Origin of the sequence: Bacillus sp. B1(2022) (assembly GCF_040259625.1) — a bacterium.
Lineage (GTDB): Bacteria > Bacillota > Bacilli > Bacillales > Bacillaceae > Bacillus > Bacillus velezensis.
The window spans coordinates 13,717-38,118 of record NZ_JANIFO010000015.1 but is presented as its reverse complement, the minus strand read 5'-3'; the positions used below and the strand labels follow the sequence as shown (position 1 = coordinate 38,118).

Annotated in this window: 30 protein-coding genes; 7 read left to right on the top strand and 23 right to left on the bottom strand. The window is 46.0% G+C overall.

The annotated features are described in order from the left end of the window. Positions 1-2: 2 nt before the first annotated feature. Positions 3-926 carry a ring-cleaving dioxygenase gene (locus NQS30_RS19830; RefSeq protein WP_122504068.1) on the bottom strand — a complete coding sequence of 308 codons (924 nt, stop codon included), beginning with the start codon at positions 924-926 and terminating at the stop codon, positions 3-5. Between the two features lie 185 nt (positions 927-1,111). Between NQS30_RS19830 and NQS30_RS19825 the strand changes: the two genes are divergently transcribed. Together NQS30_RS19825 and NQS30_RS19820 are read left to right on the top strand one after the other, a co-directional pair. Further along, positions 1,112-1,312 (top strand): DUF3311 domain-containing protein, encoded by a 201-nt coding sequence (locus NQS30_RS19825; protein ID WP_003153716.1) that lies wholly within the window; start codon positions 1,112-1,114, stop codon positions 1,310-1,312. After that, positions 1,312-2,802 carry a sodium:solute symporter family protein gene (locus tag NQS30_RS19820; RefSeq protein ID WP_012117763.1) on the top strand — a complete coding sequence of 497 codons (1,491 nt, stop codon included), beginning with the start codon at positions 1,312-1,314 and terminating at the stop codon, positions 2,800-2,802. Before NQS30_RS19825 ends, NQS30_RS19820 begins: the two co-directional genes overlap by 1 nt. Positions 2,803-2,845: 43 nt before the next feature. Here NQS30_RS19820 and NQS30_RS19815 read toward each other — a convergent pair whose 3' ends face one another. Then, the gene (locus NQS30_RS19815) at positions 2,846-4,315 is read right to left on the bottom strand and encodes a glycoside hydrolase family 30 protein (protein ID WP_069006939.1); all 1,470 of its coding nucleotides are present in this window, start codon (positions 4,313-4,315) and stop codon (positions 2,846-2,848) included. Between the two features lie 147 nt (positions 4,316-4,462). Next, on the bottom strand, positions 4,463-5,905 hold the full coding sequence (gene bglA / locus NQS30_RS19810; RefSeq protein WP_218791229.1) for a 6-phospho-beta-glucosidase BglA: 1,443 nt from the start codon (positions 5,903-5,905) through the stop codon (positions 4,463-4,465). A gap of 249 nt (positions 5,906-6,154) precedes the next feature. Here bglA and NQS30_RS19805 point away from each other — a divergent pair, with 249 nt between their 5' ends. Next, positions 6,155-6,880, top strand: coding sequence for a GntR family transcriptional regulator (locus NQS30_RS19805; RefSeq protein ID WP_007407949.1), 726 nt, complete (start codon positions 6,155-6,157; stop codon positions 6,878-6,880). A gap of 59 nt (positions 6,881-6,939) precedes the next feature. Here the strand turns inward: NQS30_RS19805 and ctpA are convergent, their stop codons facing one another. Beyond that, on the bottom strand, positions 6,940-8,343 hold the full coding sequence (gene ctpA, locus NQS30_RS19800) for a carboxy-terminal processing protease CtpA (protein WP_015240025.1): 1,404 nt from the start codon (positions 8,341-8,343) through the stop codon (positions 6,940-6,942). A 145-nt stretch (positions 8,344-8,488) separates the two neighbouring features. Between ctpA and NQS30_RS19795 the strand changes: the two genes are divergently transcribed. Both NQS30_RS19795 and NQS30_RS19790 read left to right on the top strand, forming a co-directional pair. After that, positions 8,489-9,190, top strand: a complete 702-nt coding sequence (locus NQS30_RS19795) for a class I SAM-dependent methyltransferase (RefSeq protein WP_025284870.1) — start codon at positions 8,489-8,491, stop codon at positions 9,188-9,190. Between the two features lie 92 nt (positions 9,191-9,282). Further along, the gene (locus NQS30_RS19790; protein WP_007612011.1) at positions 9,283-9,534 is read left to right on the top strand and encodes a hypothetical protein; all 252 of its coding nucleotides are present in this window, start codon (positions 9,283-9,285) and stop codon (positions 9,532-9,534) included. Positions 9,535-9,577: 43 nt separating this feature from the next. Here the strand turns inward: NQS30_RS19790 and NQS30_RS19785 are convergent, their stop codons facing one another. Together NQS30_RS19785 and deoD are read right to left on the bottom strand one after the other, a co-directional pair. Beyond that, positions 9,578-10,396 carry a M15 family metallopeptidase gene (locus NQS30_RS19785; RefSeq protein WP_007407945.1) on the bottom strand — a complete coding sequence of 273 codons (819 nt, stop codon included), beginning with the start codon at positions 10,394-10,396 and terminating at the stop codon, positions 9,578-9,580. An 83-nt stretch (positions 10,397-10,479) separates the two neighbouring features. Next, complete coding sequence (gene deoD, locus NQS30_RS19780) at positions 10,480-11,178, bottom strand: purine-nucleoside phosphorylase (protein WP_003153702.1); 699 nt, start codon at positions 11,176-11,178, stop codon at positions 10,480-10,482. 136 nt (positions 11,179-11,314) lie between these two features. Here deoD and NQS30_RS19775 point away from each other — a divergent pair, with 136 nt between their 5' ends. Next, the gene (locus tag NQS30_RS19775) at positions 11,315-11,440 is read left to right on the top strand and encodes a hypothetical protein (RefSeq protein ID WP_003153701.1); all 126 of its coding nucleotides are present in this window, start codon (positions 11,315-11,317) and stop codon (positions 11,438-11,440) included. A gap of 54 nt (positions 11,441-11,494) precedes the next feature. On the opposite strand, the gene NQS30_RS19770 is transcribed toward NQS30_RS19775, so the two are convergent. From NQS30_RS19770 to NQS30_RS19760, 3 genes are all read right to left on the bottom strand, one after another. Beyond that, complete coding sequence (locus tag NQS30_RS19770) at positions 11,495-11,815, bottom strand: YodL domain-containing protein (protein ID WP_012117769.1); 321 nt, start codon at positions 11,813-11,815, stop codon at positions 11,495-11,497. Positions 11,816-11,874: 59 nt separating this feature from the next. After that, positions 11,875-12,486 carry a phosphatase PAP2 family protein gene (locus tag NQS30_RS19765; RefSeq protein ID WP_025284872.1) on the bottom strand — a complete coding sequence of 204 codons (612 nt, stop codon included), beginning with the start codon at positions 12,484-12,486 and terminating at the stop codon, positions 11,875-11,877. A 73-nt stretch (positions 12,487-12,559) separates the two neighbouring features. Continuing rightward, complete coding sequence (locus NQS30_RS19760; RefSeq protein WP_003153696.1) at positions 12,560-12,733, bottom strand: YozD family protein; 174 nt, start codon at positions 12,731-12,733, stop codon at positions 12,560-12,562. 117 nt (positions 12,734-12,850) lie between these two features. Between NQS30_RS19760 and NQS30_RS19755 the strand changes: the two genes are divergently transcribed. After that, positions 12,851-12,994, top strand: a complete 144-nt coding sequence (locus NQS30_RS19755; RefSeq protein ID WP_012117771.1) for a hypothetical protein — start codon at positions 12,851-12,853, stop codon at positions 12,992-12,994. Here NQS30_RS19755 and NQS30_RS19750 read toward each other — a convergent pair. From NQS30_RS19750 to NQS30_RS19685, 14 genes are all read right to left on the bottom strand, one after another. After that, positions 12,991-13,671 (bottom strand): hypothetical protein, encoded by a 681-nt coding sequence (locus NQS30_RS19750; protein WP_003153690.1) that lies wholly within the window; start codon positions 13,669-13,671, stop codon positions 12,991-12,993. The genes NQS30_RS19755 and NQS30_RS19750 overlap by 4 nt on opposite strands. Positions 13,672-13,920: 249 nt before the next feature. After that, the gene (locus NQS30_RS19745; protein WP_012117772.1) at positions 13,921-14,127 is read right to left on the bottom strand and encodes a VOC family protein; all 207 of its coding nucleotides are present in this window, start codon (positions 14,125-14,127) and stop codon (positions 13,921-13,923) included. A 312-nt stretch (positions 14,128-14,439) separates the two neighbouring features. Next, a complete protein-coding gene (locus NQS30_RS19740) occupies positions 14,440-14,664 on the bottom strand; it encodes a YozE family protein (RefSeq protein WP_007407941.1) in 225 nt (74 codons plus the stop codon). A 74-nt stretch (positions 14,665-14,738) separates the two neighbouring features. Beyond that, positions 14,739-15,017, bottom strand: coding sequence for a YokU family protein (locus tag NQS30_RS19735; RefSeq protein ID WP_007407940.1), 279 nt, complete (start codon positions 15,015-15,017; stop codon positions 14,739-14,741). Then, positions 15,014-16,435, bottom strand: coding sequence for a lysine 2,3-aminomutase (gene kamA, locus NQS30_RS19730; RefSeq protein WP_007612018.1), 1,422 nt, complete (start codon positions 16,433-16,435; stop codon positions 15,014-15,016). Before kamA ends, NQS30_RS19735 begins: the two co-directional genes overlap by 4 nt. After that, entirely contained in the window at positions 16,432-17,304 is an 873-nt protein-coding gene (gene ablB / locus NQS30_RS19725) for a putative beta-lysine N-acetyltransferase (protein WP_041482017.1), read from the bottom strand. The genes kamA and ablB overlap by 4 nt, the downstream gene beginning before the upstream one ends. Beyond that, positions 17,267-18,574: a peptidase gene (locus NQS30_RS19720; protein WP_095532177.1), complete on the bottom strand. Its 1,308-nt coding sequence runs from the start codon at positions 18,572-18,574 to the stop codon at positions 17,267-17,269. Before NQS30_RS19720 ends, ablB begins: the two co-directional genes overlap by 38 nt. Continuing rightward, positions 18,540-19,235: a 3-oxoacid CoA-transferase subunit B gene (locus NQS30_RS19715; RefSeq protein ID WP_015240034.1), complete on the bottom strand. Its 696-nt coding sequence runs from the start codon at positions 19,233-19,235 to the stop codon at positions 18,540-18,542. Before NQS30_RS19715 ends, NQS30_RS19720 begins: the two co-directional genes overlap by 35 nt. Continuing rightward, positions 19,220-19,909 carry a CoA transferase subunit A gene (locus NQS30_RS19710; RefSeq protein ID WP_015240035.1) on the bottom strand — a complete coding sequence of 230 codons (690 nt, stop codon included), beginning with the start codon at positions 19,907-19,909 and terminating at the stop codon, positions 19,220-19,222. The genes NQS30_RS19715 and NQS30_RS19710 overlap by 16 nt, the downstream gene beginning before the upstream one ends. Positions 19,910-19,915: 6 nt before the next feature. Beyond that, positions 19,916-21,247 carry an aspartate aminotransferase family protein gene (locus NQS30_RS19705; RefSeq protein ID WP_218791230.1) on the bottom strand — a complete coding sequence of 444 codons (1,332 nt, stop codon included), beginning with the start codon at positions 21,245-21,247 and terminating at the stop codon, positions 19,916-19,918. A gap of 247 nt (positions 21,248-21,494) precedes the next feature. Beyond that, positions 21,495-21,941, bottom strand: a complete 447-nt coding sequence (locus tag NQS30_RS19700) for an AraC family transcriptional regulator (protein WP_041482072.1) — start codon at positions 21,939-21,941, stop codon at positions 21,495-21,497. Positions 21,942-22,078: 137 nt separating this feature from the next. Next, the gene (locus tag NQS30_RS19695; protein ID WP_014418145.1) at positions 22,079-22,225 is read right to left on the bottom strand and encodes a YjcZ family sporulation protein; all 147 of its coding nucleotides are present in this window, start codon (positions 22,223-22,225) and stop codon (positions 22,079-22,081) included. 78 nt (positions 22,226-22,303) lie between these two features. Continuing rightward, the gene (locus NQS30_RS19690) at positions 22,304-23,083 is read right to left on the bottom strand and encodes a GNAT family N-acetyltransferase (protein WP_015240038.1); all 780 of its coding nucleotides are present in this window, start codon (positions 23,081-23,083) and stop codon (positions 22,304-22,306) included. A gap of 38 nt (positions 23,084-23,121) precedes the next feature. Beyond that, positions 23,122-24,393, bottom strand: coding sequence for a glycosyltransferase family 2 protein (locus tag NQS30_RS19685; protein WP_015240039.1), 1,272 nt, complete (start codon positions 24,391-24,393; stop codon positions 23,122-23,124). Between the last annotated feature and the right edge of the window lie 9 nt (positions 24,394-24,402).

Below are 24,402 nucleotides of genomic sequence, written 5' to 3'. Positions count from 1 at the left end.
CATCATTCTCCTTTCTCCATTTTGGGCAGAACAGCTGTAATCTGGCTGCGATGCTCTTCCAGCCATTCCGGAAGCTTCAGCTCTGTTCCGAGATTTTCAAAGGATTCATCCGTCATAAACCCCGGTTCATCGGTTGCCATTTCAAATAAAATGCCGCCGCTTTCTCTGAAATAGATTGAAGTAAAGTAAGACCTGTCAAGAATGTCAGATGAAGCAAGATGAGAATCAGCAAGAATATCCTTCCATTCCGCCTGCTCTTTTTCGCTAGTGCGGAAAGCGACATGATGAACCGTCCCGTAACCGCCGATACCTGCTTCTTTCGGCGCAAGGTCAACATCTATAATATGTCCGATCCGCGCCTCCGATTGCAGCCTGACAATCTGATGTTCTTCTCCTGTCTTTGAATAACCGAAGCGTTCTATGAGAAATTGAATGGTTGCTTCAGGACGGTACGAGTACAGAAGAACACCTCTCATGCCTGTGATCGCTTCTTTTTCAGTAATGCCCGCAGGAGTCCATTCACTCTGTCCGCTTCTTTCATCTTCCATTATGGCAAGCGGCAGGTCTTCTGTATCATTAAAGAGAAGGACTTGTTCAGACAGCATGATCTGTTCTTTTACAGACAAGCCGTTTTCTTCAAGCCGGCGCTTCCAAAACGCGAGTGCTCCTCTCGGCACGGAGAAATAAATTCTTCCGGCCTGCCCTTTTCCCACGGTTCCCGGGCGGCTTCCCTGAAAAGGAAAAAATGTAATGATCGTGCCCGGCTCTCCGTTTTGGTTGCCGAAATAAAAGTGATAAGTGGCCGGGTCGTCAAAATTAACGGTTTTTTTAACGAGCCGCAAACCCAGCACTTCAGTATAAAACCGAAGATTTTCAGCAGGATCTTTTGCAAATGCGGTAACATGGTGCAATCCTTGCGTATTCAATGTATTCACTCCTAAATATCTTGATTTCGAGATATTAACTATTTTAATTTAATATGAATGAAGATGCAACTAAAGTGTTTCAGTTAAAAAAGTAATAGAATTCTTTTTTTTCTGAAAAATATCTTGTGATCTTATCTGACACCTGCTATGATAAGGAGCATTATCAAGTTTCAGGAGGAAAGTAAATGGTCAGAAAAGCACTAATTTTCGTTCTCATCTTAATCCCTTTCAGCCAGCTGGCCCTGCTGTCAGTCGCTAATCGGGTTCATCCGATCATTATCGGGCTGCCTTTTTTTCATTTCTGGCTGCTTTTATGGATCGCAGTCACTCCATTATGTTCGTTTCTTATTTATAGGCTGCAGAAGAAACAAGGAGGACTGGACTGATGCCCGCAAATATAACAGCATTGATCATTACAGCCGTCATCGTTTTAACCGTTGTCTGTATCGGCTTTATAGCCGGGAGAGACAAATCATCACGCACTTCTGTTGAGGAATGGTCTGTCGGCGGCAGACGGTTCGGGGGGCTCCTCGTCTGGTTTTTAGTCGGCGCGGATCTCTATACGGCTTATACGTTTTTAGGCTTAACAAGCACAGCCTACACAGGGGGAAGCGTTGCTTTTTTTGCAATCCCGTATTCTGTTTTGGCGTATTTTATCGCTTATTTCTTTTTGCCGAAGCTGTGGAAGGTGGCAAAAATACACAAATTAACGACGCTTGCCGATTATGCCCGTGAGCGTTTTGACAGTAAACTTTTGGCCAGTCTTGTCGCCATTGTCGGCGTTCTTATGCTCATTCCTTATATTTGTCTCCAGCTGAGCGGAATTCAAGATACGCTTCAGGTGGCCGGAACGGGTGTCATTAATGTCAATATGGTCGTCATCATCTCTTTTATTCTTGTAGCGCTGTATACTTTTTTCAGCGGAATTAAAGGGCCGACGTTTACGGCGATTATTAAAGACATTCTCGTGTGGGTGATTATGCTGTTTATGGTCGTGTCACTCCCGCTGATCCATTTTCACGGCTGGACGCCGATGATTCACACTCTGGCTGAAAAAGCGCCGCAAATGCTGACGATCCCGGACTCGGGGCCGAAAGGAATTCCTTGGTTTATCACAGCTTCCATCGTATCTGCGCTGGCGCTCTTTATGTGGGCGCATGCGGCAACCGGCGTATTTACGGCAAAAAGCGCAGATGCCGTCCGCAAAAACAGCATGTTTCTGCCGCTTTATAATATTGTTTTGATTCTTGTTATTTTTCTCGGCTTTATCGCGTTTCTTGTCCTGCCGGAAGATACCAATCCGCGGCTTGCTTTATTGAAGCTGATTCAAACGTCTTACGGCGGAGTCGCGCAGGGCTTTGCTTACTCCACGATTGCCCTTGCGTCATTGATTCCCTGCTCTATCATGGCCATCGGAGCATCAAACTTATTTGCGAATAACTTATATCGGGATTTGATTCACCCGAATGTGTCACCAAGCAAGCTGACGATGATCACCCGTTCAATGGTATTTGTCGTCATCGGACTCGCGCTTTTATTCGGCATGCTGTTCCCGACTGCGCTCGTTACCCTTCAGCTTCTCGGTGTTTCCGGCATGGTTCAGATCTTTCCGGCTATCGCCGTCAGTCTGTTTTGGAAGAATCAAACGAAAGAAGCGACAATTATCGGTCTTCTCGTCGGTCTTATCGTGACATTCACGGTAAATATCACCCAATCCGCCCACGGTATATATGAAGGCTTTTGGGGTTTGACCGCTAACATGGCAGCCGTTATTATCCTTAACCCGTTTTTTGTAAAAAAAGCGGCTTCAAACGCCGTCAAAGACGGTTTATTCAATAAAGCGCCTTCTGATCAACTGAACCAAAAAGGCGCTTAACAGAAAGAAGCCGGCACGTAAATGTGCCGGTTTTTTACTTTTTTCACTTCCATTTGTAGGTAGCCACGGTTTTAGCCGGGATGACAGCTTCAAACTGCCGATTTTCTGAAACGACATGGAATTTTTGATCGGCGGATGTCTGGTTGATTATGACTGTCACAATGGATTGATCAGGATTAAGGAACGATACATTCGAGACTGTGTTTTTGGAGCCGTAATTACTTTCTATCCGCTTTGCTCCCCGGTCGATAAATTTTGAAAAGTTGCCTGTCATATGAAAGATCGGGATATTCCAATAGCGGTCAGGGTTTTTAGCATCCTGAATAAACAGCGTCGGGTCTGGGGTGCCTATCCAATGATGCGTCTTGATTTGACTGTCGAGCATCGTCACCCACGCATTGTAGCTCGACGCGCCGTTGCGGAAATACTGCGCGATCCGGTCCGCCCCTGCCGTCCCCCAGACAGACCGCTCCGTTAAGTGAATAGATTGATCAGGATATCTCTTTCCGATTTCCGACATGACGGAAAGGTCACCGTCATAATCGTGAAAAGCGATGCCGTCTGCGGCCCGGTTTCCTTTTTTATCATCTAAAATCGGCGGAATATAGTTCCACGCCCCGCTCGCATTGTGATCATAAATCCAAATTTTCGTGTCAATTACGTGTTTTTTCATTTCTTTTTTTAAGGCCAGTGCCAGTTTACGCTGCTGAGACGGCGGCATATACATGCTCGGATAGTCGATTTCCAGCAAAGGTTCATTTTGAAGGGTCATCGCATAAATCGGAATTCCCTGCTTTTCGTACGCCTCAATAAATTTGCGGAAGTAAACGGCCAGTGCGCCGATATATTTATCTTTCAGCTTTCCCCGCTTGAGGTTTTCATTCGTTTTCATCCAAGCCGGCGGACTCCACGGTGAGGCAATGATTTTTAGTTCTGGATTTATCGCCAGCGCTTCCTTGATGGTTGCTGTAATGTGTAAATCAATATCCTTTTGGATCGAGAAATGGCGGAGCTTAGGATCTGTTTGGCCTTCAGGCATATCGTCGTACGTATAAAATTCCTGTGCCGTAAAATCAGATGTCCCGATCGTTATGCGCATAACGTCCATTCCGATACCATCTTTGGGATCAACCAGTTTTTTCAGCACTTCTTTTCTTTTTGCGGGTGTCATTTTTGATAAATTATGGATTGTGGATTCTTCCAGGGACGATCCTACGCCTAACACATTTTGATAGCGGCGCGACGGATCAATATACACAGCGGCGGAGTCAGAAGCCTTCTTTTTTGTCAATGTAAGCGGTGTTTGTTCGTCTAAGGCGTATTTCACTTCTAGCGGCCCGTCATACCACGTACGGGAAGCCGGATCTTTTTCAGAACTGAACCACACCCTTACTTTGTTTTTGTCTGAAGCCTTCCGATCAGCCGCATACACTTCGGTTTCCATGCTGCTTGATATGAAAAAGAAAAACATAAGAAAAACCAGCGTTATGTGCAGACCTTTTTTAAAAAACATGAACCACCATCCCTTTCCTTATTTTTATAAGCGATTCTAATTGAAAAGCCGGACAGTCACCTCCTTCCCGCTTGAATGAATACGCTTTCAAAATTACTGATAAAAAGCCGGCTTCACACAACGGTGAAGCCTTCCCTTTTTACACCTTTAAGATACATATGAGCCGTTTGTTTCAATCACTTTTTTATACCATTCAAATGAGTCTTTCTTAAGCCGCCTCATTGAACCGTTGCCTTCATTATCCCGATCAACATAAATCATGCCGTAGCGTTTTTTCATTTCTCCGGTTGTAAATGACACGATATCAATAATTCCCCATGGTGTATAGCCCATTACATCCACACCATCATATGTGATTGCTTTTTTCAAAGCATTTATATGTGACGATAAATATTCAATTCTTGAAGTGTCATGAATTGAACCGTCCTCTTCTAATGTGTCGATGGCGCCGAATCCGTTTTCCACGATAAATAATGGAATCTGGTAGCGGTCGTATAAGCGGTTTAATGTGTACCGTAAACCGGTCGGGTCAATCGCCCAGCCCCAATCACTCGCTGTAATATAAGGATTTTCCACACCGTTTGGCAATCCTCCGTTTACGACATCCCCGGTATTATCGTTTGATACATCACTTTTTACGGTTGTAGACATATAATAGCTGAATCCGAGGTAGTCCACTCGGCCGTTTTTCAAAATCTCTTCATCACCGTCTTCAAAGTGTATCTGATAGCCTTCTCTTTCAAACTCTTTTAACGCATAGCTTGGATAATATCCGCGAACCTGCACGTCCGGGAAGAAAAAACGCTGTCTCATCGTTTCTTCAGCCAGCATCACATCGTCGGGGTGAGATGAGTACGGGTAAATCGGAACATGTGATACCATCGCGCCGATCCTGAACTCGGGATTGATGTCTCTTCCCTTCGAAACAGCCAATGCGCTTGCCAGCAGTTCGTGATGGCCGGCCTGGTACATGACTTCTTTTGCGTTTTCGTTTTCTTTGACGGCGACGCCCGAGTTCGTCCATAAAAAGATCGAATTATTCACATCCATCTTATTATTGATTTCGTTAAACGTCATCCAATACTTCACCTTATGTTTATAGCGTTCAAAACACACTTCAGCGAATTTTACAAAAAATCCGACTGTTTTTCTGTTTCTGAAACCGCCGTATTCCCTCGCCAAATGCAGCGGCATCTCAAAATGTGACAGCGTGATTACCGGTTCAATCCCATGTTTCAGCAATTCATCAAACACCCGGTCGTAAAAAGCAAATCCTTCCTCATTGGGCTCGGCTTCATCACCTTTAGGAAAAATTCTGCTCCAGCCGATGGACGTTCTTAAACATTTCAGACCCAGCTCGCTGAATAATGCGATGTCCTCTTTATAACGATGATAAAAATCGATCGCTTCATGATTCGGATAAAATTCCCGCTCTTCAATTGTATCTGTTATTTTCCGGGGCACACCATGCGCGCCTGCCGTCATGACGTCCACTACACTCGGCCCCTTGCCGCCTTTATTCCATCCCCCTTCAAATTGGTGGGCGGCCAGAGCGCCTCCCCATAAAAAATCTTTTGGCAATGTCCCCATCGTTTATATCCTCCTTTATTTGACTGCCGCTTGCATGCCGAATAAATGCACTGCAGCCGCTTCAAGCATCCGCTTCGCAAGTGCAGAAGAATTCCTGCCTTTATTTTCATATTATACGTTTACATTATAATTGTACCGGTATAATTTATCAATACATAAACAATTATAGTTAATTTACGAAATGGCTTTTAAAAACGATTATGCTATAATTCTGAAAGAAGCGGGACAATAAATGAATGAGGAATGTATATGTTAAAATACCAGCAAATCGCGATAGATATTGAAAAATACATAGAAGAACATCAGCTGCAGCAAGGGGATAAACTGCCTGTGCTGCAAACCTTAATGAGCCGGTTTAACGTGAGCAAAAGCACGATCACCAAGTCCTTAGATTTATTAGAAAAAAAGGGGATTGTGTTTCAAGTGAGGGGAAGCGGCATTTTTGTCAGACGGAATAAAAGAAAAGGGTATATCAGTCTGCTTTCTAATCAGGGATTTAAAGAATCACTTGAAGATTTTAATGTCACTTCCAAATTATTAGCGCTGGAAGTGAGAAAACCCACGCCTGAGGCTGCCCAAAATCTGAATATGCCGCCTGACGGCGACGTGTATTATGTCAAGCGAATCCGATATATTGACGGGCTGACATTGTGTATCGAAGAGTCATTTTACAACAAATCGATTATTACGTATTTGAATAAAGAGATCGTGGCAGAATCAATATTTGATTATATTAGAGAAGGTCTCGGGTTAAAGCGCGGTTTTTCAGATTTATATCTGTACGCGGGGATGTTAAATGAGGAAGAAGCGGAGTACTTAGGTCTGTTTACAGGAGCGCCTAAGCTTTGCGTTGAAACGATTTTTCATTTAACCAACGGCCAGCCGTTTGACTTCTCAAAAGTCACCTATCACTATGAGCAATCACAGTTTTTCATTCAGGCGAACAGCCACCTTTTTGAACAGGAAACGACATAAGACGGGCTTTTCGCAAACAAAAAACACCCAATGCGCGAGCGGCGCATCGGTGTTTTTTACTATTTCATATTCTTATTTAGTGTTTCAACGGCTTTTTTCATTTGTGTATCGTTGTCCGCAAGCTGTTTTTGCAGATCCGTCATCAATTTTGCCGTTGTGTCACCCGTTATAATGCCTGTTTGTTTCAGTTTCTCTTTTGCTTGGAATTGTTTAACTGCTTGTTCAAATGCTTTATCATACGTGCCGTTTACTTTCACGCTGTACCCCAGCGCTTTCAGCATTTTTTGCGCATTGGTGACGGTGGTTCCGGAATCCCCGTATTTGTATGTTTTTTTCGCATCTAAATACGGCAGGTTCGCATATTCAGGAAGCTTAACCTGATATTGCGGTTTGATGCCTTTTTTATGAATCCACTCTCCGTCCGCTGTCAGCCATTTAGCGATTGTCAGTTTAACGGTAGAACCGTCGCTGTAATCTTTTGCCGTCTGCACGGTTCCTTTTCCGAACGTTTTCTCGCCGATCAGCGGAATGCCCGATGATTCATGCAGCGCAGCCGACATGATTTCCGCGGCGCTCGCGGTGCCGTCATTGACGAGGACGACTGTCGGTTTTGTCACTTTTCGCTCTTTCGTCGCTTTCATGACTTCTTTCGTGCCGTCTTTGTATTCGACCTGCATGATATTTTTCCCTTTATCGATAAACATGTTGCTCATTTTGATGGCTTCATCCATCAGTCCGCCCGGGTTGCCCCTTAAATCGAGAATGTATCCTTTCGCTCCTTGTTTTTCGAGGCTGTCAATGGCTGAATTCAGCTCTTTTGCCGTCGATTCGGAGAAGGATGTGATTTGGATTTCGCCGATGTCTCCTTTTTTCATTTCAGAGTACACCGTTTCAACCGGAATGGTGTCACGTTTGATCGACAGGTTCAGATCGCCGACACCCGCTCTGTGCAGCACAAGCTTGACGTTTGTTCCCTTTTTGCCGCGGATTAATGCGACGGCTTCGTTTACATTAAGGCCTTTAACGCTTTTGCCGTTGACCTTCAAGATCTGGTCATTCGGTTTAACCCCCGCTTTTTCCGCGGGTGACCCTTTAATCGGCGATACGATCAGGATGCTGCCGTCCTTTTCTTCCACTTGTGCGCCGATGCCTTCAAACGAAGCGGAAATGGTTTCTTCAAAAGACTTTCCTTCCTGCGGGTCCATATAAGAAGAATATGGATCATCCAGGGAACTGATCATGCCTTTTATCGCTCCGTCTACTAATTTGCTGTCATCTGTTTTTAGATAGTAATCACTTTTAATCTGCTCGTAGGCTTTATTGAATTTCTCAAATTTGCTGTTCGTCAAAGCAGCCGAGCCTTGTCCGAAAATGGTCGTATTGCCCGTGATAAACAGCGTAAGCGCCGAGGCTGCGACCGCGGTGATCAATATAATAAAAAACAGTTTAAATTGCCGCTTCAAGAAAACACCACCTTTTTATTCTTACATTATTATCATAGACGAACGCTCATTCGTCAACTTCAAACATGAGGCGCCCTTCTTTCCCGTTTACCCAAACCTATGCTTTTCTCTCAACATATGCTGAGGAAAAAGGAGGATTCGGCCATTGAGCAAATATTTAGAAATGCTGTCCTTATTCGGAGTCGGAGGGGCTCACCCCGGCGGGCTCGCTTTTTCCAAAGCCGTTCTCACAAAAGCGGCTCCTCCTCCTGGCGAACCGATTCTTGACGCCGGCTGCGGAACGGGACAGACGGCCGCTTATCTCGGCCACCTGCTGTACCCCGTCACCTGTGTTGATAAGGATCCCCTTATGCTTGAAAAAGCAGCAAAACGATTTGCCGCTGAAGGCTTAACCATTCCGGGCTATTTGGCGGAGCTTGAGCGGCTCCCGTTTGCTGAAAATCAATTTTCCGCCGTTCTTTCCGAATCAGTTCTCACCTTTTCAAATCTTGATTCATCGCTGTCTGAAATCCTGCGGGTCCTTAAACCCGGGGGTATGCTGATCGGCATTGAAGCTGCTTTACAAAAGCCCATGCCGGAAAACGCCATCACGCAGATAAAAGACTTCTACGGTTTTACCGTATTGCAGGATGAAACGGCATGGAAACAGAGATTGCTTCAGCAAGGCTTTCAGAAAGCGGATTTCATTCCCGCTGTCTTTGAAAACAATGCGCAGGAGCCGACTACAGAAATGGATTTATCGCCCGTTATTCAGCCGGTTCACTACGATACGCTGACGGCTCATTACGAGCTTATGCAGACGTACCGTGAATATATGGGACACTGCGCTTTTGTCGCTTACAAGTAAAACGGCGATTGTCCTCCTGTTTTCGTCCAACCTTTTTACCGCACTCTATCATAAGCTGACATAGAAAGATAGGTTGGATAGGAGGAGAAAAGATGCAAAACTATTATCATCTTTGCCGGCAGCACCAGGGAAAAGTAGCAAGAATTACAGAACGAAACGGCAGAGTCCACGTCGGAAGAATCGTACGGGTGACTAACAGCAAAGTGTATATCGCCCCTGTCGGCGGCCGTCACAGAGGATACGGGTTCGGCTATTGGGGAGGCTGGGGAGGCTGGGGAGCAGCCTACGGTATCGGCCTTGGTTTAATTACCGGATTTGCGCTTGGAGGTTTACTCTTCTGGTAATAAAGAAAGCCCGCTTTCTATTTTTCAAGCGGGCTTCTTCTTATTACACTTTCTTTACTTCATTAAAATATTCTTCAAGTGTTAATTGATGGTCATGGATGGCTTTTGCCGCTTTTTTGCCTACATAGCGTAAATGCCATGGTTCATACTCATACTTTGTGACATTTTCTTTGCCTTTAGGATAGCGGATGATAAAGCCGTATTCATACGCATGGTCTTTCACCCATTTGCCGTCCGCCGTGTTTCCGAACGCTTCATTCAGCTCATATCCGTTGCTTTTGCTGGAAATGTCCATGGCAAGCCCCGTCTGGTGTTCGCTTTGCCCTGGATATGCGACGGCTTCTTTCGCCTTTTTTTCACCTTTCAGACTGACTTCATTATCGAAAATAACTTTCTGTCTGTCATAAGAGCGGTATCCTGAAACGGCAACCAGGTCATAACCTTCTTTTTTCCCGGCGCTGAATAGTTCCGCCAAAGCATCGGCGGCAGGTTTGCGGATATATCGTTTCTCGATTTTCTCAGTAAAAGAAAATTCAACTTTCGGGATCACGAGATCATTCGGTTTATAATCTCCCGGCAGCGTGTATGTCTTATTCACGAGCGCAAGTGTATTTGTCGGGTTTTGAATGGTCTCAAGCCCGTTCACTTCTTTAATATCATTAAAATATTTGCTCTCCAATACAAAATCGCTGTTTTCTGCCTTCGTTGTTTTTTTGCTTGATGTGTCATCTGATTGTTTTGTTTCAGCTGCTGTTTTTGTGTCCTTGTGGCTGTCGCCGCCTGAAATGCTGCAGCCGGTTCCCACGATTGCGGTTACGCTGAGAGCGGCAGCGAGCGAGAACCATTTAGTGGATTTCTTCATTTTACACTTACCTTTCTTTTTTTGAATCAGGGCGATGCATAAAGAAGAGGGCTGCTTTAATCAGCATAACCCTCATCTCAAGTTTACGATACAGTATGCAGCGCCAGTTTAATCATATCATGAAAAGTCGTTTGACGCTCTTCTGCCGTTGTTTCTTCTCCCGTTAATACATGATCGCTTACAGTCAGGATAGACAGCGCTTTTTTGCCGTATTTAGCGGCAAGCGTATATAAAGCAGTCGTTTCCATCTCTACGCCGAGAACGCCGTATCTGGCAAGCTTTTCGATTTGGGAGTCTTCATTGTAAAACTGATCGGCGGTGAATACGCTTCCGACCGCTACGGGAAGATTGTTTTTTTGCGCTTCCTGGTACGCTTTATGAAGCAGTTCGAAGTCTGCGCAAGGAGCATAATCTACACTGCCGAAGGCGACACGGTTCATCTGTGAATCAGTTGAAGACGTCATAGCCAAAATCACGTCACGCACCTTCACGTCATTACGGATGGCTCCGCATGAGCCGACTCTGATTAAGTTTTGAACATCATAGCTTTGAATCAGTTCATTCACATAAATAGAGATAGACGGAACACCCATGCCGGTGCCTTGGACTGATACTTTTTTACCGTTATATGTACCCGTAAATCCGTACATTCCTCTGACTTCATTATAGCATTCCACATTTTCAAGATAAGTTTCCGCAATAAATTTCGCTCGGAGCGGATCTCCCGGCAAAAGCACTGTATCCGCAATTTGGCCTTTTTCTGCGTTTATATGTACACTCATTTCCTTTTCCTCCTGCCTATTCAAACTCCCACCCATTGTACACTGAATAACGGTAAGAGACAATCATCAGCATGACTGGGGCGATCTTGGGCAGAATATGCGGGATGACAAGCCTAAAGTAAAAGGAGTGAACATAATGGGCAAAAAACAGCGCAACCGGGTGACCGGCCAGAAAAAGAACAATCACGTGCCCGTTTCAGACGTCATTGCAGCTGATGAAGCGCATGGAAAAGAGCATTCCGCCGCTAAACGGAAGCCTTAACACTGTCTTTCCCAGACAATACGGAAGCCGGCTGAAGATTCAGCCGGCCCCGTCTTACCTCGGCTGGACGAGCAGCCGGTTAATTTTGCTCCATCCCGCAGGGTTAAGCCTGTAATAGGTCTTTCCTTTTCTTCCTTCGTCTATGAGTATGACATCTCCGGTCGCTATGAATCTGGCTTGATAGTCGTTTGGGACCGTATCAGGCACATTAAAAACAGAAAATGCCCTTTCCAGTGCGTCTTGATGATTGTCAGCGGCCAGCTCTGTCCGATAGACGACCCTGTATCCCTTTTTCTCGCCGTAGCGGGGTGTTTGAAAAATCGTCACATCATAGGCGCAAATCTTTTTTTTAAACACGGGCAGCGATAACAGCATCAAGATCCCTCCCTCTTATTTCTTAATAGTATTAGCGTTTTTTCTCATTTTTCCTGTCTCTATTTTTGTCGAAACGGATGATACTTTTCGTCAAAGAGCGCAAAAAGCGAAACGAGGCAAAGTCCGAGACTGAATCCGGCAAGCACATCCGTCGGAAAATGCGCGCCCAAATAAATTCTGCTGAATCCGATCAGAATGACGAGAACCCCGGTAAAGACGGTGACGGCCCGTTTTCTTTTCGTGAAAAACGGAACATGCTTGATCAAAAAGTAAGCGATGACGGGATACATCACTGCCGAATTCATGGAGTGGCCGCTCGGAAAACTGTATGAGGTTTCATGGACGAGCGGTTCAAAAGCGGGTCTCGCTCTTTCAATCAATTCTTTTATTTTTATGTTTACAATCCGTTCAATGAGAAAGAGAAGCGGCAAAAAAACAACATCCGGCGTTTTTTTGTACATATACAGAGCCGCGCCTGTCAAAAGAAGAAGCGGCAAAAGCACCGCGGTCGTGCCGAGCTCCGTTATCCATAACATCAATTCATTCAGCCAGGCAGCCCTGATCCTGACAGCCGCTTCTATGACACGCTCATCAAAAACCCGGACGGCTTCTATCCGGATCGCTGCTGCGAGCAGAATAAACAATGCGAAAAGACTTGCTGGCTTGTACAACGTTTTCCCCCCATGTTTCATTCTCCCGAGCTGATTGAAAAAACCGAAGCTTTTTCACTTCGGTTCCGCAGTTTCAGTCTTCATCAAGCTCTTCGTCTATCATACATTTTTCTAATAAATAATCAAAGGTGATGTCGGCTATTTCGAAGATTTCCTCTTCACTCGGTATGTACCCGCGCATAGCAAGCTGACTGTAAAAATAATCAGCTATTTCTTCTGTGTCAATCACAAGATCTATTTCTTTCATGCAAACACCGCCTCCTTTTTTATGTTTTATGAAAAAACCGTTCAAATTATACCCGAAAGTTCTAAACGTTTTGTCCGCTCATATACTTTTAAAAAACAAGCCCCGGAGGGAGAAAAGATGATGACGAAAATGATGGCTTTATTGGACGGAGATGGATTTGATATCGTATTGGAAAAAGTGCTGAAAGGAATGTCGTTTGTAATCTTTGCCGGCTGTCTGCCCTGGTTTTTATATGTCACCGTCCGTTTTTTTGCCGGCTAGCTGAAATGCTCCCGCAGGCTTTCCAGCACAAAATTCATCATATCTTTATATTCTTCGTCACCGAACAAATGATAAAGAATCTTATAATCGTTATAAATATCAAGCAGCTCATCTACAATCGATACCGCCAGCACATGCAGGGCATCGGGATCATCAGCATCGCCTTCAAACTGAAGAAGAGCAGACGCGACGGTATCCTCGCCGATCTCATGAGATGCTTCCCCAACATAGTGGACAAACAGCAGCTGATGCACAAACTGATCCATTTCATATTTTCTCAGAACCAGCGTGAGATCCTCTTCCTCCGTTTCAAGCCACTCTCCGTCTTTCAGCCGAGTCAGCTCATAAATAATATCCTCCCAGCCATCCTCTAAATATCTCCATATTTCAGTTCTGTGGCCGATGACACGGAATAATTCCTTTCCGTAGTCCTTTACATATACTACGTCGCCGATCAGAAATTCATATTCAATATCCAATTTTTCCATATCGACGATCACGCCCTCATAATCTTTATAAAGCTGGATGGACGATTCAAAATAAAGCACTTCATTATGATTGACTTCGTAAAGATAATGTTTATCAATTTGATGAACCTTCGTAATGGTGCCGACGGTTCCGTACATCACGACGACCACGATGTCTCCCACTTGAAATTTCGGTTTATCTGGCTTCATGCTGTCTCCCCCTTGCCGCGGACTGTCATACGCTATCGTATGCCGGCCGCCATCATTTCGCATGGGCATGAAAACCACAGGAAATATCTATTTCTGTACCTGTTCAAAATGGCAAAAACCGCAACATGCTTGTGCGTTTTTTCACTTACCGTAACAGAAGCGTCCGATGACATTCCGCTCTCGATCGAATGAGCAGTAACAATGCTGAGACAAAAAGCTTCTATTTTTTATGAGTCTTTGTTTTTTTCTCTATGACGCAAAGGTAAATACCCGGCCCGAAGGCATGTTGACAATATCACCGCCGTGATGTTCAAGATTTGCCGTGAAACAAATCATCGAAGGTGTAGGGAGATCCAATTCCGGCTGCATATTTGCAATGGCTTGTTTATCATGAACAACCAAACTCGTTTCGGCTTTCAATGAAGGCACAACTTCAATCCGCTTCAACCTTGTCACATAAAATCCCCTTTTCCGTCCAAACGTCAGTGCCTCATCAGGCTTACCTGATGGATCATTTGATTCCCCTCACTTCATTTAAATGTTTGATTATTTCTCCGTGAAAAGCGGTTCCTTACACGGGACCCCGCCGGCAGCAGGCCTGATCCGGTGAACTCTGCAGCTATACATTCTACTGCCTTATGATACGTGCCGTCAGGAAGATGTGTTTACGTGCTGATCAAAACGGACGGCGTTGCGGGATTTGATCATACGGCACCTCATAAGCGAGTCATTTCAACAGAAAAAAACCGCACAATGTGCGGTTTTTCGTCAGGCGTGATGCACCTCGGTCTCATATTTTTCCCAAGCTTCATCAAATGTCGCCATCGTTTCTAAATAGTCGGCGCTCAGTTCTAAATAAGAACTGAGCTCGTGATAATCGCTTGACGTTTTCGGAAAGCCGTGATCTTCGTATGCCTGATTCGCAAACTGGCTGATTGCGTCCTGCGGCTTGGGATGCCTGTATTTCATCAAATAGTGATAAAAGGATTTCATGGGTTTCCCCTCCTGATGACTGTCTTTTGTTGTACTATTATACAATTCAAGTGTGAAATTACAACAAAAGAAGACTAGGAGAAGTCAAAATAATTCCGTTTCAAGATCCGTTCTGTCTCCATCAGCTCTTGATATGTGAGTGTTTCCGGTAATTTTTTTGCATTGACTAAAAAAAGCTGATTTTCGATTTCCGCTATGACCGCTTCCTCCTGATAAGTCATGCCGCAGGAGGAACAGGCGAATGAGGGTGTTTCTGTAATTTCTATGGCCCTCGTACCGTCAGGAAGCTCCCAGTACACAGCCGCCTGACAAGCTGACGCCTTCTGATTGCCGCACCACTCGCATGGCTTCACGGCGACTCACCTCCGACTTCCGATCCTGCTTTTTGCTCTTTCTTTTGCTGTGCAATAAATTTCTTTTCTTTCAATTCATCTCTCTTTTCCCTGCGGTCTTTCAGCGTTTCATGATCAGGGTTTGATGTAAACGTTTTCCTCCTGTCGATCCTCGATACATTTTCCGGTGTGAACGAAACCTCTTTGTCCGCGAAAATGGCGCTCAGTCCGACCGGCTCGTGTTTGGCCATCGTTCCCGGAAAAACAGATTCAAAATAGTCGTCGGCTTGATTCGGGATATAGTTTTCCGGCTCGGGATAAGATGTAATCACCCCTTCGAAGTTTCTGATCACAACTTTCTCCGGACTTTGGGAGAGCAAGTAGTTCGGCTGCAGGGCGATTTTACCGCCTCCGCCCGGGGCGTCGACGACAAAGGTCGGCACGGCAAAGCCCGTTGTGTGGCCCCTCAGTCCTTCAATGATTTCCAGCCCTTTTGACACAGGCGCTCTGAAATGGCCGATTCCCTCTGACAAATCACATTGATAAATATAATACGGACGCACACGGATTTTCACTAAATCATGCATGAGTTTTTTCATAATCGGCACCGAATCGTTAATGCCTGCTAAAATAACGGCCTGGTTACCGACCGGAACACCTGCGTTAACGAGCTTTTCACACGCCGCAACCGATTCTTCCGTCAGTTCGATGCTCGTATTAAAATGAGTGTTCAGCCAGACCGGATGATATTTTTTCAAAATCTCACAAAGGTTATCCGTTATCCGCTGCGGAAATACGACGGGCGCTCTCGTTCCGATCCGGATAATTTCAAGATGGGGAATGTCACGCAGGTTTTTCAAAATATATTCCAGAATCTGATCGTTGATTAAAAGCCCATCTCCGCCGGAAATCAGGCAGTCACGGATTTCCGGCGTTTCCCGGATGTAAGCGATTGCCGCATCGAGCTGTTTTTTCGGCACCCCCATTCCGATCTGTCCGGAAAAACGCCTTCTTGTGCAATATCGGCAATACATCGAGCATTGATTTGTCACCAGAAAAAGAACGCGGTCGGGATAGCGGTGCGTAAGACCGGGAACCGGTGAATCTTCATCTTCAAACAGCGGATCTTCAAGGTCATATTTCGTTTTGTGCATTTCTTCTGACAGCGGTACGGACTGCATGCGGATCGGACATCTCGGGTTATCGGGATCCATTAAAGAAGCATAATAAGGCGTAATGTTCAGGGGAATGGTTTTTACAGACATCCTGACGCCTTCTTCTTCCTCTTCGGTCAAATGAATGACTTTTTTCAGGTCATCGACGGTTCTTACAGTATGGGTGAGCTGCCACAGCCAATCATTCCACTTGTCTTCCGGCACATCTTTCCACAATTCAATCTCCTTCCAATGACGCTTCGGCTGAAACCATTTGTTTGTCAAACGAATTCCTCCTTATGAATGGCCAAACGTAAAGTCTTGCACCATATATTCATATTTTCGAGCCCTTCTGAAATGCGGCAGTTGTTCACAAGCCTGCCTCTGTAGCCGTATCCGGCATGATACAAAACGGCATTCATCCCGTAAGACGCTGCACGGGCCAAGGAAAAAAGATGAATGATTCCCCGGCCCGCGAGTTCCTGCTCCAACGCTTTAAACAAGTGTGCCGTTACGGAGTTCCCCCTGTAATCTGACAGAACCGCGCAATCGGTCATTTCAGCGTGCCCCAATACTGAATTGATATCTGCGCTTGCCGCCCCAATGAGACGATCCTGATCGAATGCGGCATAATAGATGGTGTTTTCTCTCATTGTTTTTTTAATATAAAGGGGATTAAAGACAGGAGTCGGATAGGTAAGAAAAACATGTTTATATAAGTGCGTTAAACGGTCTGCATCATCTTCGTCCGCTTTTCTGAACATCAGCGCGCTTTCTGTCTGAGTCAGTCCCCGCCGCGGTGTCTCATGTAAACGGTCAACAGTCGAATCTTCTGATACATATGAATCTGACCGTCTCCGTTCCTCTGCTAAATAGCGCACCATCACAACAGCCTCATGCCCGTTGTAATACCCGTCTATGACACCCTCAACAATAAAAAGATGCTTGACAAATTCCGGCTCATCGCCGCGCTTGGCAAAGAAAATTACCTTTTGGGCTCCTTCTTGCTTTGCTTCTGCCAAAACGGCCGGAATAAGCGCCGTGATCTGTCCGTCATAACGAATGACTCTGAGCCGCTCATTGAAACGGTCTGCATCAATCTCGGCCGCTCCCTTTTCAGCCCTCAGTTCCTTTATCAGCTCCGTCACCCCCATCTGCCGCCCCGCACCATTCCATGATAAAAAGAGAAATGATTTTGACGGCATCGATTAACGCCCGGATTTCAATGTATTCATTCGCCTGATGCGCCGCCTTGACTTCTCCCGGCCCGAAGACGATGACCGGCGTCTGTCCCGCGTGCTGCAAAAGCCCTCCGTCCGTTCCCCACGGGGACGCTTCACGAACCGGTTTTGCCCCTTTCATTTTCTCAAAAGAAGATTCCAGAGCGGAAATCAGCGGATGCTCATCCGGGAGATCATTCGGAAGCCACTGAGCCCCAAACCATTCTATTTCCGCGGGGTGGTGTTTAAACCATTCATCCCGGTACTCCAAATCTTTCAGCCAGCTTGCCAACTCTTCTTTTACTGCTTCGGACGTTTCATCCGGAGCTATTCCGCACCTGCCTTCTATCACCACACGGTCAGCTACCGATGATGGCCACGTTCCCCCTTGGACGGTGCCGATATTAATGGGAACCGGGATCGGAACGTCCCGATAAAGCGGGTCTGTGATACGGGCGTTGCGGACGTGTTCAAGCTCTTTAAGGGCTGTGATGACATGCAGGCTTTTTTCAATTGCGCTCACCCCTTCATAGCGGGTGCCGCCGTGTGCGGACAATCCCCTTACCGTAATGCGGAACCACATAGACCCTTGCTGCTTAACAAACAGCTTTAAATTAGTCGGTTCGGGAATAAGCGCCCCGTCAGCCTTGTAGCCCCTCATAACAGCCGCCAGTGTTCCCGCGCCGCCGCACTCTTCATCTACGACACTTTGAAACAGAACATCTCCTTTTAACGTAATCCCGCAGGCTTCAAGCGCTTCTAACGCAAACAAGAGAGCTGTATTACCGCCTTTCATATCCGTTGAACCGCGGCCGTAAACTTTGCCGTCCTTTTCAACAGCGGTAAACGGTTCATACGTCCATGCGGCGGGATTTCCTTCCGGGACAACATCAATATGTCCGTTCAGTATCAGTGATCTTCCGCCCCCGGCCCCTTTCTTTACGGCTGTGATATTCGGGCTTTCATGGAAGTCTTCGCGTTCCGATACAAAATAAGGATGCTCTTTCAAATGTTTGACACTCGGCTCCCATACATCAATATCCATGTCAAACTGTCTCAGTTTTTCTAAAACGACTGCCTGTGCGTTAAATTCATGGCCGAACGTGCTTTTTTCCCCGATCAGCCGTTTCAGCAAGCTTACCGCTTTTGCTGTGTTTTCTTCCGCCCACTCAGTGACTTTCTTTTCTAATTGATCCATGGACAGGCCCCCTTTTAAGAAAACATTCTCCCAATCTGATCTCGGCATCCGTTGTTTGAATGACATCGTCTATGGTCGTGCCATTCAGCAGTTCCTCAAGAACAAAAGCCCCATCATCTATGCTGATGACGGCTTTCTCTGTAATGATGAGATCTGCACAGCCCGCTGCTGTAAGCGGCAATGAACAGCTTTCGACCAGCTTCGGCCGGCCTTTCTGATCGGTGTGGCTCATGACGACAACCACTTTTTTCGCGCCTTGGGCAAGCTCCATCGCCCCGCCCATTCCGGGCACTTTTTTTCCCGGCACGAGCCAATTGGCGAGATCACCTGTCCTGCTGACTTGGAGCGCGCCTAAAATGGTAATATCTATCAGCCCTTTTCTGATCATGGCAAAAGACAGAGCTGAATCAAAATAGGAAGCACCCTTAACTGTACTGACAGGAAACCCGGCCGCATTGCATAAAAGCTCATCCTCCTCTCCGCGCTCCGGACTGCCGCCGATCCCGAGGACGCCGTTTTCCGCCTGCAGCATGACCTCCATGCCGGCCGGCAGAAAGTTCGGCACTAAAGAAGGAATGCCGATCCCCAGGTTGACAATCATACCTGAGGTAACTTCACTGGCGGCCCGCCTCGCGATACTCTCTCTTTCCGCTATTCCCAAGCCCATTTCCACTTCACTCCTTCACTTTGCACGACACCCTCCACGAAAACGCCCGGCGTTACAATATGCTCGCTGTCAAGTTCGCCGGCAGGCACAATCTCTGCCGCCTCAGCAAATGTTCTTTCGGCCGCCGCAGCCATCAGAGGGTTCATGTTGCGCGCCGTTTTGTCAAACGTCAGATTCCCGAATTCATCAGCAGTATGTGCCGACACAAAAGCGAAATCAGCCGTCAGCGCTTTTTCAACTAAATAGGACTTTCCGTCAATCGTTACGGTTTCTTTGTTTTCACAAACGGTTGCGTTATCAATGCCGATATCAGTTAAAATACCGCCTAGCCCCGCTCCGCCTGCGCGAATCCGTTCAGCAAGCGTCCCTTGCGGCGAAAATTCCACCTCAAGCGCTCCGTCAGTCATTTGTCTGCCCGCGACAGGATTTGAGCCGATATGGGAAGCGATCAGCCTTTTTACCCGCTTATGAACGATAAGCGGGCCGATGCCGATTTCCGGAAATCCGGCATCATTGCAGATGACGGTCAGCTCTTTAACGCCGCTTTCCAAAATCGCTTCGATTAATGACGGAGGTGAACCCACTCCCCCAAAACCGCCGAACATAATGACAGATTCGTCCTTGACATCGGCAATTGCTTCATGAATATCGATTTTTTTATGAAAAATAGACATATCAGCTCAATCCTTCTTCATCATTTTTTCAACTTCTTCTGCGGCCTGGGAAAATAGATCTGACAGCTCATCCAGCTCGGCATATGAAATTGTGAACGGCGGGGCGATGATGACGGCGTCTCCTTCTCCGCTGTCAATACCGGGCTTTGCAGGGTAAATAAGCAGGCCCCGTTTTTTTGCCGCTTTAATGATTTTTTCGGTGAAGGCCTGTTTTTTCGAAAAAACGTCCTTCGTCGTTTTATCCTTAACGAATTCAACCCCGATCAGGAGGCCTTTACCGCGGACATCCCCAATCACCCCGCTGCGCTCTTTGATTTCTTCTAATTTCCGCTTCAGCATTACGCCTTTCTCCTCTGACTGCCGAAGCAGCTCGTGTTTCTTAACATAGCGAAGCACTTCAAGCGCCGCTCTAGCACAGTATGGGTTGGCACTGTACGTATGTCCGCTCATAATGACCCCGGAGCCCCGCTTGATCGTTTCAATGATGTCATCAGACGCAACGGCTGCCGCTATCGGAGCGTAACCGGCGCCTAACCCTTTTCCGAGCACCGCGATATCAGGTGCGATCCTCCAATGCTCAGAAGCAAGCATCCGCCCTGTTCTCCCGAGCCCCGTCATGACTTCATCCGCGATAAACAAAATACCGTGCCGGCGGCAGACACCCTCAAGCGCTTCATAATAACCTGCCGGCGGAGTGATGGCCGCCCCGGCTGCTCCGACAATCGGTTCTGCGACAAATCCCGCGATAAATGAGGAACCGATCCGTTGAACAGCCGTTTCCAGTTCAGCCGCCGCAGCTTTCACAAATTCCTCTCCCTGCAGCTCTGAACGATACATATTAGGCGCTGAAACGGCAGGAAACCGTTCGAGCAACTGGGTGAAGCGGTATCTCCGTTCGTAGAACCCCGATAATGAAAGCGCTCCCAAAGTAATGCCGTGGTAACTGCCCCATCTTGATAGAAAGACGGATTTTTGGTATTGCCCTTTTTCCTGCCAATATTGAACGGCCATTTTCATCGCTGTTTCGACTGCCTCTGAGCCGCTGTTTACAAAAAATGACCAATTCAGCCCGCCCGGCAGATGATCGGCCAGAAATAAAGCCAGTTCTTCTGCCGGAGTACTGGTGAATTGCGAGCGATACACAAACGAAACAGAGTCAAGCTGCTCTTTTAAAGCTTGTATAATATTCTCCGTGCCGTGGCCGATATTGCAAGTGACCGCCCCCGATGCTCCGTCAAGATACTTGTTCCCCTCCTGATCATACACATATGATCCCTTTCCATGACTGACTGACGGATAATTCCCGTCAAGCTCCGGTTTGATTAAATAGCTCCCCATATCTTTCCACCTCAAAAACCCATTTGCTTCATTGTATGAACAGATGAATAACCGCATTCTTATCCTTCAGAAAGTTTTTTGCAGAAAATACCTTTCTGTAAAACAGGCTGCAGGAGATGTCCCGACAGCCTGAAAAGCGTTCTGGAAATTCTATTCCTATTGTTGATTTTATTCTTTGCTCAGCTCATCATCACATCATTTTTGATCTGAATCAGTATAAGCAGAAGGCGGAAAATCCCCGTCTTCTTTACTGTATGGGAATCAATATTTCACACAAATGATGATTCACCTTTTGTAAAGTATACCTTTCGATAATGGGCTGCTCTCTGATTGATAAATTATTTTTTTCGATCTCAGAAAAAACAGTGTTCCAAAATCCACTGACTGCCTCTTTTGTATGATCAAGCAAGAAAACAGCGTACTTCCCTCCGGAAAATGTACCAATCCGGGCTGGTTCAGGCACATGGTCTTGATTGATAACAAGACAAACATCATAGCGGCATTTCTCTTTAGGAGTACGATTCGGATGATCTTGCGGAATTGCTAAAATGACAGAATGATCAAGCAGACCATTCAATTGCGCCCAGTTTTTAAATGACTCCATCAGTTCATTGTTTTGCTTTCCGCCATACTCTCCGATGTTTCGGAAGTAAGCAATTCTAGATTCAGGTAATTCTTCAATCGTTATGTTCACATTTTCGCCCCCTTCTCCAGAAAGGTAATATGTATTAAAATGTTTTTCAATCTGATTTTTCAGCATGGATATAACAAAAAGCCTGCAGAAAGTGATGTTCTCTGCAGACTGATTTTCAATATAGGATTTTTTTCAGTCTAACAAATAAAAGCCGCACCGACGATGATTAATAAAATAAACAATACCACGATCAGCACAAAAGTGCTGGTTCCGCCTCCGCAGCCGCCGTGCCCGTAACCATAGCCAAAACTGCCGCAACCGTAGCCATATCCGTATCCGTACATACGCAAATCATCCTTTCTTCTTACGATATACGGCATTGTATGCGGGCCAACTCCCAATTGGTTTATGCGAATGCCCAACTATGTAAGAAAATAATGAAAAATTGTATGCACACGCCGAAATCTTTTGAAGCCGAGTTTTTCATAAAAGCGGTTTACACCGTCCATCCCGGACGTCACAAGGTATACGGTTTCCATGCCGTTCAGCTTTGCCGCCGCCATCAGCTCATTCATCAATATCGATCCGTAGCCTTTTCGTTGGAATTGGTCCAGAATTGCGACTTCTTCTATTTTTGCGGTTTTATCTGCTTTGTTGATGAAAAGCTCTCCGCAGCCGATCGGAATCGTTTGCGAGGCGTCGCTGTAGCACACGACAAGCATAACCGTTCCGTCCTTATACAAAGGATATTTCCGCTCAAGCTTTTGTTCGGCCGCCGCCTCGCCAATGTAAAGGGCATCATAGATGTTCATAATAGACGACCCGTCGGCGAGGCTTTTTTCCGTCCCCCAAGCAGTGAGCGGGTGTCCGGCCTGCAGGTCCCCATTTTCCAGTTTCCTTGCAAAAAACAGCTCATCTTCCACTACGCAGCCCTGCTTTACGAGATTTTGTTTCAGAAGAAGCGGAAACGCGTGCTCCGGAGCCGCTTTCACATGAATATAATTGGCTTGAAGCAAGCCCGGAACGGACGAAAAAAACGGCAGCAGTTTGTCTAACGGAAATGTACGGTGCAGCTGAACAAAGTTATGCGAAAAAATCTGCGGCAAAAAAGGGTCCGTATATACACTGAAATGCTCGAACCTCTGAATGCCGGAAGTAAGCTCTATATACTGCTTCTCGGTTTTATCAAATTGATCGGTCATAAAAGCTCTCCTTTTCCTTACACATCCAACTGCATCCCTCAACCTTTTGTTATATTGAGATTTCTCATAATTTCATCGTACACCGGATAGAACGGCATTCCAATTGGTAATTGTTTAATTTGCTGAAAGGAAATGGGTATCGCCTTCTGATTCGCAAAAAAGCGTTTCGCTACGTCATGACTAATCGGATGGAGAACCCCTCTCAAATAAACATAAAATTCCCGTTCAATGCGAAACAGCATTCTCCCGGGCAGATGTTGAATACAGCCCGATGCCCCCCGGCTGATCGGCGGACCGTCCGGAAGCGATTGTATTTCGGCCCGCTCTAAAGCCGGGATGTCATGCCGTTTAAATCGGTAAAAGCGAAATGCGCTATGATCAACCAGCCTTTTCTCCCCGTCTTCTATAAAATAAACATGAAACTGATCCCTGACGAGCTGAAAATTCGGAATACTGACGGAGTTCTCTTCCTCATATTGAAATAAAAACGGATCCGGAATGACGACGGTTCGGCCTTCATATAACGTATGCCAGCGCTCGTTTACAGGCTTCCTTTTATTTCGGTCAAGCTGATATACTTTCTGATCCGTCCCCTTTACAAAGGATCCGTCGATCAGGACAGACGGAAGCGATTGATACGTGTTTTGAAATGAGTGGGGTGTTTTATAGGTCGTATCCAACACTTCTTTTATCGGCAGAAATGATGTAAATGTGTTGAGCCTGCTCCAAAAAACAGAGTCTCCGTGATTCCAATGCATAACATCTTCGTCCCAAAAGCTGCCGAACTTCTCTTTCACACGCTCAAGCAATGATCTCCGGTGCATCACTGAACAGTGATCAACGAGAAAAGCGGCCTGATCAAGCACCTCTTCAGCAAAACGATAGAAGTGGAATTGTTCTGTTCCGCGCCCGTTTACATGTATCACCTTCTGGCTGGAATAGACGGCATCAAACTCGCTGTATTGATTAAGCGCTTCCGCCATGCGGCTGAGCCTATCCGGATGAAATACGGTGTCGTCTGTCAAATAAGTGATGTATTCGCCTTTAGCCCGTGAAAGCGCATCATTAATCAAAACGGCATACCGGGTGGACTTCAGCCGTTCGGCAGGATTGATAAAACTGTTGTCATAATATATGCGAGGATCTTTTATATACGTACTGATGGCAGCCGAGGTTTCTTCATTTGAATGATCATCCATTACAAACAGCTCCCAATTGCTGTAGGTTTGATGCAAAACACTTTCAATCGCCTGTTTCACAAGATCCGGTTTGTTGTAACTCGTTAAGATAATTGAGATCTTCTTTTCCATCCCATCACC

Bases quoted from the DNA above. Each gene is read 5' to 3' on its own strand.
- NQS30_RS19820 (WP_012117763.1), top strand. From the start codon at position 1,312: ATGCCCGCAAATATAACAGCATTGATCATTACAGCCGTCATCGTTTTA.
- NQS30_RS19695 (WP_014418145.1), bottom strand. From the start codon at position 22,225: ATGTACGGATACGGATATGGCTACGGTTGCGGCAGTTTTGGCTATGGT.
- NQS30_RS19755 (WP_012117771.1), top strand. From the start codon at position 12,851: ATGATGACGAAAATGATGGCTTTATTGGACGGAGATGGATTTGATATC.
- NQS30_RS19705 (WP_218791230.1), bottom strand. From the start codon at position 21,247: ATGGGGAGCTATTTAATCAAACCGGAGCTTGACGGGAATTATCCGTCA.
- NQS30_RS19685 (WP_015240039.1), bottom strand. From the start codon at position 24,393: ATGGAAAAGAAGATCTCAATTATCTTAACGAGTTACAACAAACCGGAT.
- bglA (WP_218791229.1), bottom strand. From the start codon at position 5,905: ATGGGGACATTGCCAAAAGATTTTTTATGGGGAGGCGCTCTGGCCGCC.
- NQS30_RS19710 (WP_015240035.1), bottom strand. From the start codon at position 19,909: ATGTCTATTTTTCATAAAAAAATCGATATTCATGAAGCAATTGCCGAT.
- deoD (WP_003153702.1), bottom strand. From the start codon at position 11,178: ATGAGTGTACATATAAACGCAGAAAAAGGCCAAATTGCGGATACAGTG.
- NQS30_RS19750 (WP_003153690.1), bottom strand. From the start codon at position 13,671: ATGAAGCCAGATAAACCGAAATTTCAAGTGGGAGACATCGTGGTCGTC.
- NQS30_RS19770 (WP_012117769.1), bottom strand. From the start codon at position 11,815: ATGCTGTTATCGCTGCCCGTGTTTAAAAAAAAGATTTGCGCCTATGAT.
- NQS30_RS19815 (WP_069006939.1), bottom strand. From the start codon at position 4,315: ATGTTTTTTAAAAAAGGTCTGCACATAACGCTGGTTTTTCTTATGTTT.
- NQS30_RS19715 (WP_015240034.1), bottom strand. From the start codon at position 19,235: ATGGGCTTGGGAATAGCGGAAAGAGAGAGTATCGCGAGGCGGGCCGCC.
- NQS30_RS19805 (WP_007407949.1), top strand. From the start codon at position 6,155: ATGTTAAAATACCAGCAAATCGCGATAGATATTGAAAAATACATAGAA.
- NQS30_RS19690 (WP_015240038.1), bottom strand. From the start codon at position 23,083: ATGACCGATCAATTTGATAAAACCGAGAAGCAGTATATAGAGCTTACT.
- NQS30_RS19790 (WP_007612011.1), top strand. From the start codon at position 9,283: ATGCAAAACTATTATCATCTTTGCCGGCAGCACCAGGGAAAAGTAGCA.
- NQS30_RS19740 (WP_007407941.1), bottom strand. From the start codon at position 14,664: ATGAAATCCTTTTATCACTATTTGATGAAATACAGGCATCCCAAGCCG.
- ablB (WP_041482017.1), bottom strand. From the start codon at position 17,304: ATGGGGGTGACGGAGCTGATAAAGGAACTGAGGGCTGAAAAGGGAGCG.
- NQS30_RS19775 (WP_003153701.1), top strand. From the start codon at position 11,315: ATGGGCAAAAAACAGCGCAACCGGGTGACCGGCCAGAAAAAGAACAAT.
- NQS30_RS19785 (WP_007407945.1), bottom strand. From the start codon at position 10,396: ATGAAGAAATCCACTAAATGGTTCTCGCTCGCTGCCGCTCTCAGCGTA.
- NQS30_RS19825 (WP_003153716.1), top strand. From the start codon at position 1,112: ATGGTCAGAAAAGCACTAATTTTCGTTCTCATCTTAATCCCTTTCAGC.
- NQS30_RS19760 (WP_003153696.1), bottom strand. From the start codon at position 12,733: ATGAAAGAAATAGATCTTGTGATTGACACAGAAGAAATAGCTGATTAT.